Origin of the sequence: Desulfacinum hydrothermale DSM 13146, assembly GCF_900176285.1 — a bacterium.
Lineage (GTDB): Bacteria > Desulfobacterota > Syntrophobacteria > Syntrophobacterales > DSM-9756 > Desulfacinum > Desulfacinum hydrothermale.
On sequence record NZ_FWXF01000009.1, the window covers coordinates 1 to 13,685 of the forward strand.

The window sequence follows — 13,685 nt, forward strand, 5'->3', positions numbered from 1 at the left end:
CGTAGGCGATAGCGCCCGGCAAACCTCTTTTCCAGGCCCTCCTTATCCTTGAGATTCCATGAGATCTTGACCGCCTTACCATCTTTTTGTTCCACCCGAATCTCGTAAAATCGGGCCACCATCCGGTACTTTTCCTTGAGACGACCGATACGCTCCAGAACCCTTTCGTACTTCTTGATGCCGCCCTTTTTTTGAAGAGAATCGGCCATTCTTTGAAGATCCTGCTCAAAGCGCACTTGAAATCGGTTCTTGATGGACTCTTCTTTGTTTTTTCTACCCTCGCTTTCACAAAACAAGAAGACCTCACGAGAGTCTGCACTTCGGAGCGCCCTGACGATTCCAGAAGGACCTTCAAGGACAACATGGGGATCGCCCTCCGGAAGACCTTCAACCCGTCGTCGGTCCACGCAGATGTAATCCAGGCCTTTGGCGCGAAGAATCTCCAGGTTCGCCTCCGTGGCGATACCCGCATCCATGACCACCGTGGGCCTCGGACTGTGCAAATTGAGTTGCCGTGGGCGATGGAGCAGCATCTCCTCCACAACGGCTTCCAGAGTCGCCGGTTCTGAGACATTTCCGGCAAAGACCTTGCTGGTCTTGGGGAAGCCCTCCTCGTCCAGCACCAGTCCCAAGGTCACAAGGGGCGGTCCGGTCGTTTTTCCTTGGAAACGCCCCGCTGAGCCTCTTGTGCGTTGGGATTTCCTTCAAAGTAGGTGTTGGTCAGATCGTAGAGGATCAGCTTTTCTCCCAGTCCGAAAAGGCTCCTTTCCCGGTTCACAAGAGAGGCCTCAATGTCTTCCTTGCGGGACAGCAATCGATCGCAGGTGCGATACAGGCTGGTAAGAGAGACGTGTTTTGCGTTGATGTCCATCACCTCATCCAGAGCGCTCCTTTGGTGAAACCACGCGTGGGTCTCCCGCTCGCTTGCGGGATGGATCAGCTTTCCAAGAATCAACACCTTGGCCCGGTCAATGTCCGCCTGGGTGAAGGCGCACTCCTTTAGAATCTTGGTCATCTGCAGCTGATCATAGGCCCAAGCCCCGACGGCCTCGGCTCCGACGGTGCGCACATCGCTCGTCTGAACGGAATCGATATCGACTGTTTGGCATTTATCTCCCTGCTTTTCCGGCTCGGCCTGAGCGGCTTGGATTCGCTTCTTACGCAAAAGCGAGACAAAATGAAGGGCCAGTTCTTCGATGTGTTTGGGTTGAGCAATGCTAGGCTGGCCCTTCATCTGGTCTTCGATACGCTTTGCCAGGCGTCTGAGCTCCTTGGGCTCCAGATCCAGCCTGCCCAGGTTGAGGAGAGTCCTCTGCCTGGGCCCGCTGGGGGTCCTGTAGGACTCGACCAGCTGGTGGTAGAAGTAGGTTTTGCCCGTTTGGGGGTCTTTCTTTCGCGCTCTTCGGATAAACATAGTGGCAGCAGGCTAGCAGATATCATCTGGGAAGTCAATAGGGCACCCTATTTTCTGCCACTACATTGGGTTTTCCGTCTTCCGGAACCTCTTTTCAAGAACTGAGTGCCGCTCATCTGAGCGGTTTCTGAAAAATGGCCTTCAAAAATGGCAAACTCGGGCTACGAGGTAAGCCTGACGCTCCCTTTTGGATCCGCTGCTCAGTGGATGTTCCTTCCCAGGATACGGCGCACCATCTCCACCATTTCCTGCACGGCGTAGGGTTTGCGCAGGGCCCCTTTGAATCCGTACAGTTGATAGTTTTCCAGAATGGGATCTTCCGAATAACCCGTATAGATGATGGCCTTGGCTTGGGGATCGATCTCCAGAAGCTGGGCCATGGTGGAGATGCCGCCCACGCCGCCCCTTACCGTGAGGTCCAAGACGACCAGGTCGTACCGTCTGTCCATGTCCAGTGCCCGCTTGTAAAGCGATAGGGCCTCCTCGCCGTGGGCGGCTGTATCGCATTCCAAACCCATGTGCTTCATGACCGCCTGTGCCAACTGACGAAGGGCGGGCTCGTCGTCCATGACCAAAACGCGCCCCTTGATGCCTTCCTGGCTTTGGGGCTCGGGCTTTGCGGCTTCTTTGTGGGCTGTCGACACCGGAAGATAGAGGGTCACGGCGGAGGTGTTGCTATTGGGACGTGCCACCTGGACGAAGCCGCCATGGGCCTGAACCAATCTTTGCACCTTCAAGAGAGCAAAGCGGGAAGTCCACGAATCCTCCGACGCCTGCAGGGCACCGGCGCCCTCGATTTCGATCCGGACGCAGGGTGCCGGAAGAAAAGCAGCGTCCGATCCCACGCCCGGGTAGGGAAACAAAGCGTTTTCCACGCGAACCCGCACCGTACCGGGTTCCTTCGTGGACGCCTTGGCCCATCGCAGAAGGTTTTTAAGGGCCTGTTCCAGGGCTTGCCGATCCCCATGGACGGGATGCAACGAGGGGCCAAGAGCCACATCCACGGCCACCGCCCGGTGGTCTTGAAGGGTGCGGGACCACGCGCCTTCCACGATTTCCGCCAGGTCCAACGGTTTCGGGTCCAGCTTGATCTCCCGGGCCAAGGAAAGTATCTGCTCGGAGAGGCTCTTGGCGCTACAGGCGGCTCGAAGGGCCTGCACGAGCGATGCGCTCGAGGCGCCGTCGGAGCCGGGTGCCGCCTGCAAGTCCTCCAGACGATCTTCCACGGTCTCCAGGAGATTGAAAAGATCCTTCCCAACGGCGACCGCCAAGGTGTTCAAGGCGTCCGTCCTCATGCGGTTGAGCGTGACCTCGCGGAGCCCTCGGCGTTTGGGGAGAAGCGAGGTCAGTAGCCTCAGCTCCTGCGGGCGGGGTGGTTTGAGCAGCCAACCGTCCGCGCCGGTTTGAAGCACCTTGCGCTCAAAATGGGTATCCTCGGGTGAGCCCAAAAGAACCACCGGCAAGAGCGGATGGGATTCCCTGAACTTGTTTGTGGGAAAGACCGCTGGGTTCCAATCTGGTGACGCATCGATCAGGACCAGCTCCGGGTCGAAACGCTCAATGGTCGCAGCGATCCCCCGGGCCGAAGCCTGGATCGGTCCCTGGAGGCGCGGCCCGCATTCTTTTTGGAGGATGCGCCGTGTGTCACGATCGAGCGCTCGGTCGGTCTCAATCAAGAGGATCCCACCCCGGCCGTTCTGCTTTGCGTGCTTATGAGTCATGGTAGCCACTCGATTCGCAGGGAGCCAAACCCGTTCCGGATGGGCCCTTTATAGTGGGAAGGAAATGAGGACGCAAGTGCCAATGCAAAAGCGGTCTTGATTTCCTTTGCAGGCTGTGCTACCTGGAAGGTGCAATCGCTCCAGGAAGGGGCTGTTTGTTCAAAAAGTGACGGGGCGAGCCCAGCCCGTTGCATGGAAGAAGCAAGAACGGACGAGGGCCACGAAGGTCGGCATTGGTGCGAACCGATGCCGGCCTTTTTTACTTTCCTCATGCCGGGAACCAAGACGATGGAGGAGCGCATGCAGAGACGTCAGCCCAAAACGGCGATGGGCCATCGAAAGCCCGCGCAAGGTTCGTGGGGACCACAGGGAGTCGGGTTCGTGGCAATTGTGATGGTGGGCATCTTTTTCATCCTCTCTGGATCGGCCTGGGCCCACAAGGTGAGTGTGTTTGCCTACGCAGAAGGCGGAAAGATCTATGTGGAAGGCTACTTTTCCGACGGAACGCCGACGGCCCATGCCAAGGTCCGGGTGGCGGATGAGGCTGGAAAGCCCGTGGTACAGGGACAAATGGACAAAGAAGGGCACTTTCAATTTTCCGCACCGTCTTCTCCCTGCGATTTGAGCATCGAGCTGGATGCGTCCCTGGGCCACCGAGCCCGGTATCTGCTGAAAAAAGAGGATTGGAGCGCTCGTCCATGAAGGGATTTCTCTTTCGCCTAAGCAATGTCCTTTTAGGGGCTCTGGTCGTTCTGGCCATGTTGCCCGTTTTGAACGCCAGAGCCCAAGGTGCAGCGCCGCTCGCCGGCCCGACGGTTGGTCGGACGCCCGAAACCGTCCAGGCCGCCGACAAGCAGGGAAAGGAAGATCGGGAGGTCCTGGCCGCCCTGGAAGCCCAGCGCCGTGAGATGAACCAGGAATTGCGCCAAATCAAGCGGGAACTGGCAAGGCTTCGGGCTTCTCGGGATCGGGTGAGCCTGCACGACGTCGTGTCCGGGGTTGGATACATTGTGGGACTGTTCGGTGTGGCGGCCTTCGTGGCCTCACGCAAGAACGCATCGAAGAGCCCCGGCGGCACGGCCGATGATGCCCCGTAATCCCCTCAGTCCGTGACGGAGCGCCGCGACGCTGTGTGTGGCCGCCTGTAGGCGCCAGTGGAGGTGTTTTCCATGCATATTTCCGACGGAGTTTTGCCCACCCAGGTGGCTCTGACCTGCTTTGCGCTCAGTGCCGGCTGCGTCGCTGTGAGCCTTAAAAAGACGCACTCGGAGGATCTTCCCAAGGTGGCGGTCATGACCTCCGCCTTCTTCGTGGCCTCCCTGGTCCATGTGCCCTTGGGGCCCACCAGTGTTCACCTGCTCTTGCCGGGTTTGGTGGGCATCTTCTTGGGGTGGAGTTCCTTTCTGGCCATCTTTCTGGGGCTTGTGCTCCAGTGCCTGCTCTTTCAATTCGGGGGCCTCACCGCCCTGGGGGCCAACGGGCTGATGATGGGCCTGCCTGCGTGGCTGGCGGCGGCGGTCTTCCATGGCTTTCGAGATGCTTCTTCACGTACGCGGCTGCTGGCGGGGGCCGTGGTGTCCGGGGGGGGCGTGGTCGTTGCGGCGCTCATCCTGGCCGTCCTGCTGGCCACCGGCGGCGAGGATTTTGCCGGAGTGGCCAAACTGGCCTTGGCGGCCCATGTGCCGGTGGTCGTCCTGGAAGCGGTCATCACCGGCTTTGTGCTGGCGTTTGTGGATCGGGTGAAGCCGGAACTCCTTGGCCGCAGCCCATGGAGGTCGGAGGCGAGATGAAGGCTCTTCCCTTGCATTGGGATCCACTGGCTGCGACCGGCCTGGGACTTGCCGTCTTTCTCACGGTCCTTGTTGCCGTGGGGTGGTTTCGCTTGCGAAAACGTGGCCAAGGGTCGCCACGCCGCGAGGGGGAAGAAACGGAGCGGTGGGCCGTTCCCGAATTGGGGACCCATGAGCAAGCGCGGGGGAGGTCCATCTTTCACCGCTGGGATCCGCGGATCAAGATCGCTTCCCTGGTCTTTTTCGCCTTCTGTGCAGCATCTGTGGATCAATTGGGGGTGGCATGCGTTTGCTGCGCCATCTCCTGCGCGGCCCTGCTGACAGCTGGAACCCCTCTGGGCTTTGCCGCGAAAAGAATCGCTGCCATGGCCGGGTTTCTGGCCATGTTCTTTGTCGTCATGCCGCTCACCGTGCCGGTGCTGCCCGGAGATGAAGTGGTGCAACTGGGGGAGGCCGGCTGGATCCAGTTGAACCTTCGGGGATTCTCGGTGGCGGCCTTGGTGGCGGCCAAGGCCCTGAGCGTGGCTCTGCTGATGGAACCCCTCTTTCGGACCTGCACTTTTGCGCGTACAGTGAACGCGCTGGCGCGCATGGGCTTGCCCGAATCCCTCTGTCACATGCTCCTCATCATGTACCGCTACGTTTTTGTGTTCCGTCACGAGATCTCACGCCTTTGGGTTGGAATGGGAGTCCGGGGCTTTCGACCGGGCACCAACCGCCGGAGTTTCCATGCGTTGGGAAACTTCCTGGGGATGCTCTTCGTTCGCAGCCTGGAACGCACTGAGCGGGTCTACGAAGCCATGCTGTGCCGGGGCTATTCGGGACGGTTCCCCGTTCGGGAGGGCTTCCATGCCCGTCCGAAGGACTGGGCCCTGGGAGCGTGCTGGATCGCCTTGAGTATGGGAGTATTGATCCTGGACGGTTGGGCCGTCCCGGTCCTTTTCCGCTGACACCATCGCGGCTCGTCCTGGGACGTCGGGTCTCCGGAGGCCGTTTTCCCATCAGAAGAGGAAGCCAACCGGTGCATCTTCAAGCCATTCCCTGTCCGATTCGAACTGTATCCACACCTTCTGTCTTCCGCCTGGAAGGGGTGGACTATGTCTATCCCAACGGGCGCCAGGCCCTACGGCATATTGATCTTTCCATTCATGAGGGGGAGCGTATCGCGGTGCTGGGTCACAACGGCTCCGGAAAGACCACCCTGGCCCGGGTTCTGTCCGGGCTGGCTCCTCCCACCCAGGGTCGAGTCCTTTTTCAAGGCGATCCCCTGTCCCGCGAAAGATTGGAGGATCTCCGCCAGCGAGTCGGTTTTTTGTTTCAAGATCCGGACGATCAGCTCTTTTGCCCCACCGTTTTGGATGACGTCCTTTTCGGGCTGCTCAATTTCCAAGTGCCGCCAAAAGAGGCGGAAGAAAGGGCTCGAAAGGCCCTCGCCGCCATGGGACTGGAGGCGGAGGCCCATCGCGCTCCCCATCACCTGAGCTACGGGCAAAGGAAACGGGCAGCCCTGGCGGCCATCTTGGCGCTGGAACCCGACGTGCTCATCCTGGACGAGCCCACGGCCAACATGGACCCGACCAGCGAGGCCCTGCTTTCCAAGGTGCTGAAGGACTACCCGGGTACCCTTATCTGCATCAGCCACGACATCCTTTTCCTCTACGGCCTGTGCACCCGCGCGGTGGTATTGCAGGCTGGGGGGATTCACCACGATACCTCCTTTGAAAGGCTCATCTCCCACCGGGCATCCCTTCAGGAACACGGACTCGACTTCACGTTCCGATTTCAGTGCTGCAATGGGAACGGGTCCCATGAACACGGCCGACGCCATCGTGCCATCCCCACATCCCCCGAGCTGATCTCGGAACAAGGTGCCTGCGGACCCGACCGCCGCTTGGTGGGCGCCCTTCCCAAAAGGGGATCCAAGGTCCATCCAGGCTCCGCACAGGGATTCTTCCTGGAAATGCTCGGTTTTTCCTATGCCTATGGTGACGGGACGGTGGCGCTGGAGAACGTGTCGTTTCAGGTGGGCCGCGGCGAGCGCCTGGCCCTGGTGGGGCCGAACGGGGCGGGCAAATCCACTCTGGCCGCGTGTCTGGCGGGGATTCGCTGGGGAACGGGCCAATATCTCCTGGACGGCCGAAAGGTGGAGGGCGCGTTCAGGCGGAACCTGTGGCGCCACGTGGGGCTGGTGTTCCAGGATTCGGCGGACCAGATGGTCTGCTCCCGGTGCGGCGATGAGGTGGCCTTCGGCCTCAGGAATCTGGGATGGCCCGAATCCAGGATCCGCAAGAAGGTCCAGGCCATGCTCCATTGGGCCGGACTGGAGGGATTCGAAGATCGGGTGCCCCAGCATCTCAGCGGCGGAGAGCGCAAGCGATTGGCCCTGGCGGCTGTGTTGGCCATGGAGCCGGAAGTGCTCATCCTGGACGAGCCCACCGCCGGGCTGGACCCGCAAACGGAACAGAAACTTCTCCAGCTTCTGGACGAAGTGGAAGCCACCCTGGTGCTCATCAGCCACGACGTCTGCTTCGTTTCCATGCTGACGGACCGGACCCTCTTGATGCACCGGGGAAGGATCGTGGACGACCTGCCCACCGGAAAATTCCTGGTGGACCGGAACCTGCACTCCCTCTACGGGCTGGATTTTACGTACTACAACCGCTGCTGCCGCGAAATACAGGACTTGCAAGAAGATCACCGTACCAATGCCGTAACGGAGACAGCGGATCTTCGTTGAAAGTCGCGCCCCGCCATGGACAGACCGCGGTCCGTGAAGCGAACGCCGGAACGGATCGTCGGGTGCCCGCCGATGGCCGATTATCCCCCGGTGAGGGCCTGGTAGCTGGCCAGGAGCCGTTGGGCCACCAGCCCCGCAAGCCTTTGCATCACGATGAGGCCTTCCTGGGGATGTTTGGCAAAGAGGCGCAGCAGACGGTCCCCATCGATGGAGAGAAGCTCGGCATCGGTTGCGCACGTGGCCGTGGCCGTGTACTGGCGGGGTTCCACCAGGGCAGACCAGCCGAACACGGACTGTTCGCGGTCCACCGGAAAGGTGATCGTGCGCTGGGAACCTTGAGACCCTACGGTGAGGTCCACCCGGCCGGTCACCAGGATATAGAGCTTGTCGGCCGCGTTTCCCTGCCGGAAAAGAACGGTTCCCGCCGGGCCTTTCACCTCCTGGGCCAACGCTGCGATCTCGTCGATCACATGGGATGGGATCCGCCGAAACAGATCCACTTCCTGGACAATCATAGGCCACCTCCTGGGGGCGTGCTGCTGCGGCTGTGCGCACCCGCGCATCCTTCGCGCCGCCAAAACGGTTCCTCGCCCTGCACAAAAGGCCTCAACCATCTGATGATAGGTGCATTCTAACCCGCTCTCTTTTTGTTTCAAGTTCATTTCCCAATAGGCCGATAGGAATAGCGAAGATTGCAACCGCGGTTCCGCCCGAGAGGTCCCCGTGAGCCGGCTCAACCCTTGGACCGGAGGGGCGGCGGATACACCACATGGTAGGCGGCAAAAGCCGAAAAGGAGGATGGTCGTGACGGCACAGAATGCAGCAGTGGTCATGGACAAGGAGGACCGATCCCGTGAGGGCAAGTACCTGACCTTTTCCTTGTGCAACGAGGAATACGGGATCGGCATTCTGAAGGTGAAGGAAATCATCGGGATGATGGCCATCACACCCGTGCCCCAAACCCCCCATTTCGTCAAAGGGGTGGTCAACCTGCGCGGCAAGGTGATTCCCGTGATCGATCTGCGCTTGAAATTCGGCATGGAGGAGTCGGAATACAACGAACGCACCTGCATCATCGTGGTGGAAACGAGTGGGGCCTCATCGTCTTATGCGATGATGGGTCTGGTGGTGGATTCCGTCTCCGAGGTGGTCAACATCAAGGAGGAGGACATCGAGGACTCGCCCGCCTTTGGGACACGTCTTTCCACCGAATACATCCTGGGAATGGCCAAAAGCGGCGATTCGGTGAAGATCCTCCTGGACATTGACAAGGTTCTCACCGCCCAAGAGATCCAGGCCCTGGAGAAGACGGCCTAAGAGAGATCACGGCAGCGGAGCGATTTGCCCTGGCGAAACATCTCAATCGGAAAGCGGAGAACGAAGCCATGAAAGGCAGGAAGCTAAGCTTGACCCAGAAACTGATGTTTATCGGGGGAGCCATCGTGTTGGCCGTTGTTGTGGCGATCGGCGGCGTTTCCATTTGGAAATCGATGCAGTCGCTGATCGGGCTGAGCAAGACCAATTCCCAGCAGCAATCGGAACAGATGGCCGCCATGGTCCGGATGGTCATGGAAGAAGAGGTGGGAAAGGCCAAGGCGATCGCGGCCATGGGCCCCGTGGTGCAGGCGGCGCGGCAGGTGGCCGCACAGGGAGCTTCGGGGGCTCACGATGCGATCGCGCAGGCAAATGAGGCGCTGAGGGCGATTATCGGCGTCGCCGGAGAGCAATACGAGGGAATTTTCCTCTCCGACGCGTCGGGAACGCTTTTCGGAGGAGTGCTCCATGACGGAAACACGAAGCTCTATCCAGGGGTTCAGATCAAAGACCGCGCCTACTTCAAGCGGGCCAAGGAAGCGGGCCGGCCGGTCATCGGCCAGGTGATTGTCTCCAAGATCTCCAAGGAACCCGTGGCGGTGATCTCCGTTCCCCTCAAAAATGAAAAAGGACAGTTCCTGGGCATCGTGGGGGTCACGCTCAAGGTGGGCTTTCTGGCGGAGACCGTCAGCCAAACCAAGGTGGGCACCGCCGGTTACGCCTACATGACCGACAAGGAAGGTACCATCATTGCGCATCCCGATAAGAAACTGATCTTGAAGCTCAATCTCCACAAGGTGCCGGGCCTGGAGCCCCTGGCGGCCGCGATGGATTCAGGTAAGTCCGGCGTGGTGGAATACCGCTTCAGAGGTGCCGACAAGATCAGCGGATACGCTCCCGTGGGAATCAACGGCTGGATGGTCGGGGCGACGCAAACGAAGAGTGAATTTTTGGGGCCTGTCCGGGCCATGGCCTGGCAAGTGGGCGCTGTGAGCGTTGTGGCGGTGCTTCTCACCCTGCTCGCGTTCTTTGTCTTTTCCAGGAACATGACGCGACCGATCATGGTGGCCACGGAGGGCCTAAGCGATGGGGCGGACCAGGTGGCTGAAGCGTCCACCCAGGTTTCCTCTGCCAGTCAGCAATTGGCCGAAGGGGCCTCGGAGCAGGCCGCCTCGTTGGAGGAAACCTCCTCCGCCTTGGAGGAGATGGCCTCCATGACACGGCAAAACGCCGACAATGCCCAGCAAGCCGATAGCATCGTAAAGGCTTCTTCCGGCGATATCTCGGAAGCGCAACGGTCCATGCAGGCCCTGACCCAATCCATGCAGGAGATCTCCCAGGCCAGTACGGAGACCCAAAAGATCATCAAGACCATCGACGAGATCGCCTTTCAAACCAACCTGCTGGCGCTCAATGCCGCTGTGGAGGCGGCTCGAGCGGGAGAGGCCGGCACCGGATTCGCCGTGGTGGCCGACGAGGTGCGAAACCTGGCCATGCGTTCCGCCGAGGCGGCCCGGAATACGGCTGAGCTCATCGAAGCCACGGTGAAAAAAGTCTCCGGTGGAGAGAGCATCCTCAAGGACGCCAACCAGGCTTTCCAAAAAGTGGCGGAAGGCGCCAGTAAGATCGGTGAATTGGTGAGCGAGATCGCGGCGGCCTCCGGGGAGCAGGCGGAAGGTATCTCGCAGGTGAACCGGGCCGTCTCGGAAATGGACCAGGTGCTGCAACGGAATGCGTCCACGACGGAAGAAACCGCCTCGGCGGCGGAGGAACTGAACGCGCAGGCCCAACAGATGCGCCAATACGTGCGGGCCTTGGCGGACCTGGTGGGGCTCAAGGCCCACGGCCGAAAGGGTGAAAAGCGAAAAGCGGCATCCGGACCCTCAACCGAAAGGGACGTGCCGGTTCCTTCGCTCAAGGCTCCATCCAAATCCAAGAAAGGAAACGGCGCGCGTCCTCCGGCCGTTTCCCAAAAGGAGCCCGCCCAGGTTAGCCCAGAAGAGTTGATCCCCTTCGACGACGACTTTTCGGAATTCTGATCCCCTCCCTCCCACTACGAGCGGCGGTGCGATGCGCCGCCGCTCCACGTTTCATGGCACTTTTGGGCGCCGCCGTCCTGCCAGGAAGACAAGATCTTTACCCCCGTGGGGGGCCGTCATCCAAAGATGGTTACGCCGGGGGATAAGGCGCGTCTATCTTTAACAAGAGGGGCGGTTTGCCCAGTCCTTGCGGGCTTGTGGTGCCGGTCTGGCAATATGGCCGTAGGGCGGGTTCCGAACCCGCCCCACCAAGGCTCTCTGAGAATCGAAAAACCACCTCGGGACCGGTGACATTGCAACTGGTCAGAAAGCCATAAAAGGGCAAAAGGCCATCTTCGGGCAGCCTCCTCGGTGGCCCATGCCCATGGCAATCCGAGCCGCTCCTGCAGGGAAAAGAACCGCCGGGGGGCGCGTGCCAGCGTTCTTGGAATCGACGGTTAGAAGAGCTTTTTCAGATCGAAGCCCTTGATCGGAGGTGCCTTCTTTTGCAGCTTTTCCTTCAGCGTGCCCTCCAGCGCCTTGGCCTTTTCCCGCACCTTTCCCTTGGCGGCTGACTGGATAACCGCCTGCATGTCCAGAGCGTAGCGAGGCTTGGCTAGGGGACCTTGAATGCGGATAGGAATGGGGATGCCAAGCAAGTCCTTCAGGTCCTCGCCGCTCTGACCCCGCGGGACGGCGACCAGAGTGGTGGTGAGAAGGTAATCGATTTTTTCTGCAGGAAGATCCAGCCGGCCTTGCCCGCCCACTCGCAGGTAGGGGGATTTGGCCGACAGGTCATCGTTGGCAACGACGCCGTTTTTCATCACCAGCGTGGCGGTCAGCTCCGTAAAGTCCGTGGCATCCTCTTCCTCACCGGGAGCCAACGTGCGCCCTTGAAGGGCGGCCTTGGCCCGACGGATCATTCGGGGGATGTTGATGCCCTTGTAGCTCCCGTCCGTCACGCGGATGGAGGTGGTTCCCGTAAGCGAGCGAATAATGCTCGGGCCGTCCAGACCGGCAAAGGTGGTCTTGCCCTTCACGGAGGCGGTGCCCGTAAGCGATTCCTTGCCTTGAAGGTCCTGGAGAAGGGCACCCAGATCCACGCCCTGAAGTTGGTAGGCGAGGGCGCCGCTGGGTCGTTTGGGATCGGCGGAAAGCCCAAAAGAGCCTGTCACCTTTCCGCCGTAAAGACCCGCCTGAAAGGGCTCAACCGTCAGGTGATCGTTTCGCACCAGAATCTTTGCTTTCACAGAAGAGATGCTCAACTTGGCCGCGCGCAGTTGCTCCATGTCCACCATGCCGCTCAGGTCGGTCCCCGGTGGGATCCGAAGGGGCGTCTTGGAGCTGGATGGCGGCGGTTGGGGTCCGGGCGAGCCCGGGGCCGATTGCCCGGAAGCCTTGGGCGCAGTGGGGGAGCCGGCGGTGGCCGCCAGGATCTGGTCCAGATCCAGTCGATTGAGGTGCCATTGAAAACTTCCCTTGACCGGCTGAAGGCTCGAAAGATCCACCCGTCCGCTCAGTTGAGCCTCATCCAGGCTCGCCTGCAGTTCGGGAATCTTGAGGCTATGGGGCGTTGCCAAAAAGCGCAGCTCAAGGCTTGCCTGGCGCAAGACCTTTTCGGGCAGCTGGGCCAGTCCCTGGGGATATAGGATCTGCAGAAGCCTTCGAGGTTCCACAGGCTGTGCTTGGAGCTTTCCTTCAAGGCGGGGGATTCCTGCATTTTGGGTTATCGTTAATTGGGCATTGGCTGCGAGTCCGGGAAGATGGAGCTTCATGGAAGGGATTTTCAAAGCGGCTCCGGTCAGGGATCCGCCGCCTTCAATCTCCAGGGAAAGCTTGGCGGGTTCCTGGACGAAGTCGGCCTTTTCCAGGGATAGATCCAATCGGGCCGGGCGGACGGCCCAACGATCCGCCGACGGATCCACCATGGCCTGGGCCTCCAAGTTCAGGGTGGCAAGCACGTGCGGCTGGGTGCTTTCCCACTGGAGACTCAGCTCCACCGGGAAGAACGTCCCCGGTTCAATGGAATCCGTGGAAAGGGAAATGCGGGACACGGTGACGCTTTGTTTCGCCAGGGCATCGTTCCACTCCAGACGTGCGTTGTTCACACGCAGACCGGAGACGCTGATGAGAGGCAGCGAAGCGGGGGAAGGCGTGGGCTCGGGGGCCTTGGGGGCGGGTTCTTTGGCGGAGGCGGGCCGGGCTTCAGTGAGATCTTCCCAGTTGCTTCGCCCGTCGGGGCGGCGAATGAGGCGCACGTGTAGGCCGTCCAGGACAATGGTGGCCACCTGTACGCGCTTTTTCAAAAGCGGTAAGAGTTTCACCCGCAGAGCCGCGCGATCGATTCGGGCAAAGGGGCCTTCGGCGAACCCCTGGGGGTTTTCCAGCCAAGCGTCCTCTATTTCCAAGCCGATCCAAGGAAAGACGGAAAGGCTCAGATCCCCTTCCAAGTGGAGCTGCCTTCCCGTGCGCTCCAGAACCGCCCGCTGGATCGGTTCCTTGTAGTCGTTGGGGTCCATGAAGAGGCTGGCGGCGATGATGAGAGCGGTTGCCAAGAGCACGACAGCACCCAGGGCGATGAGGCTCCATTTGAAAATCTTTCGCGTTGCCATGACCTTTGCTCCTTCCTGCATGCCTTGTGATCTGCGTTCCGATTGCCTGCGCCGGGTGGCGCCATCTTGGGGGCTGGCC

The 13,685-nt window shown here is 60.4% G+C and carries 12 protein-coding genes; 7 read left to right on the forward strand and 5 right to left on the reverse strand.

Annotated features, from left to right (window positions below; translation table 11 throughout):
* The 3 genes from B9A12_RS09175 to B9A12_RS09185 form a co-directional block, all read right to left on the reverse strand.
* Window positions 1-638: hypothetical protein (locus B9A12_RS09175; protein ID WP_212636886.1), on the reverse strand; the 638-nt coding region annotated here is incomplete at its 3' end.
* Entirely contained in the window at window positions 635-1,414 is a 780-nt protein-coding gene (locus B9A12_RS09180; protein WP_084057597.1) for a hypothetical protein, read from the reverse strand. The genes B9A12_RS09175 and B9A12_RS09180, both read right to left, overlap by 4 nt.
* 200 nt (window positions 1,415-1,614) lie before the next feature.
* The gene (locus B9A12_RS09185) at window positions 1,615-3,090 is read right to left on the reverse strand and encodes a response regulator (RefSeq protein WP_170920501.1); all 1,476 of its coding nucleotides are present in this window, start codon (window positions 3,088-3,090) and stop codon (window positions 1,615-1,617) included.
* A 426-nt stretch (window positions 3,091-3,516) separates the two neighbouring features.
* Between B9A12_RS09185 and B9A12_RS16695 the strand changes: the two genes are divergently transcribed.
* The 5 genes from B9A12_RS16695 (at window position 3,517) to B9A12_RS09210 (ending at window position 7,662) form a co-directional block, all read left to right on the forward strand.
* Window positions 3,517-3,837, forward strand: coding sequence for a carboxypeptidase regulatory-like domain-containing protein (locus tag B9A12_RS16695; RefSeq protein ID WP_139796565.1), 321 nt, complete (start codon window positions 3,517-3,519; stop codon window positions 3,835-3,837).
* A complete protein-coding gene (locus tag B9A12_RS09195; RefSeq protein ID WP_084057600.1) occupies window positions 3,834-4,232 on the forward strand; it encodes a hypothetical protein in 399 nt (132 codons plus the stop codon). The genes B9A12_RS16695 and B9A12_RS09195 overlap by 4 nt, the downstream gene beginning before the upstream one ends.
* Before the next feature lie 72 nt (window positions 4,233-4,304).
* The gene (gene cbiM, locus B9A12_RS09200; protein ID WP_084057601.1) at window positions 4,305-4,925 is read left to right on the forward strand and encodes a cobalt transporter CbiM; all 621 of its coding nucleotides are present in this window, start codon (window positions 4,305-4,307) and stop codon (window positions 4,923-4,925) included.
* The gene (cbiQ, locus tag B9A12_RS09205) at window positions 4,922-5,875 is read left to right on the forward strand and encodes a cobalt ECF transporter T component CbiQ (protein WP_170920502.1); all 954 of its coding nucleotides are present in this window, start codon (window positions 4,922-4,924) and stop codon (window positions 5,873-5,875) included. Before cbiM ends, cbiQ begins: the two co-directional genes overlap by 4 nt.
* Before the next feature lie 71 nt (window positions 5,876-5,946).
* Window positions 5,947-7,662 (forward strand): ABC transporter ATP-binding protein, encoded by a 1,716-nt coding sequence (locus B9A12_RS09210; RefSeq protein WP_170920503.1) that lies wholly within the window; start codon window positions 5,947-5,949, stop codon window positions 7,660-7,662.
* Between the two features lie 80 nt (window positions 7,663-7,742).
* Here the strand turns inward: B9A12_RS09210 and B9A12_RS16970 are convergent, their stop codons facing one another.
* Window positions 7,743-8,177, reverse strand: a complete 435-nt coding sequence (locus tag B9A12_RS16970) for a cyclic nucleotide-binding domain-containing protein (protein ID WP_170920504.1) — start codon at window positions 8,175-8,177, stop codon at window positions 7,743-7,745.
* A gap of 283 nt (window positions 8,178-8,460) precedes the next feature.
* On the opposite strand from B9A12_RS16970, the gene B9A12_RS09220 reads away from it, so the two are divergent.
* Together B9A12_RS09220 and B9A12_RS17340 are read left to right on the forward strand one after the other, a co-directional pair.
* A complete protein-coding gene (locus B9A12_RS09220) occupies window positions 8,461-8,979 on the forward strand; it encodes a chemotaxis protein CheW (protein ID WP_084057603.1) in 519 nt (172 codons plus the stop codon).
* 89 nt (window positions 8,980-9,068) lie between these two features.
* Window positions 9,069-11,015: a methyl-accepting chemotaxis protein gene (locus tag B9A12_RS17340; protein ID WP_212636887.1), complete on the forward strand. Its 1,947-nt coding sequence runs from the start codon at window positions 9,069-9,071 to the stop codon at window positions 11,013-11,015.
* Window positions 11,016-11,452: 437 nt separating this feature from the next.
* On the opposite strand, the gene B9A12_RS09230 is transcribed toward B9A12_RS17340, so the two are convergent.
* Window positions 11,453-13,606 carry an AsmA family protein gene (locus B9A12_RS09230; RefSeq protein WP_170920505.1) on the reverse strand — a complete coding sequence of 718 codons (2,154 nt, stop codon included), beginning with the start codon at window positions 13,604-13,606 and terminating at the stop codon, window positions 11,453-11,455.
* Window positions 13,607-13,685: the final 79 nt, after the last annotated feature.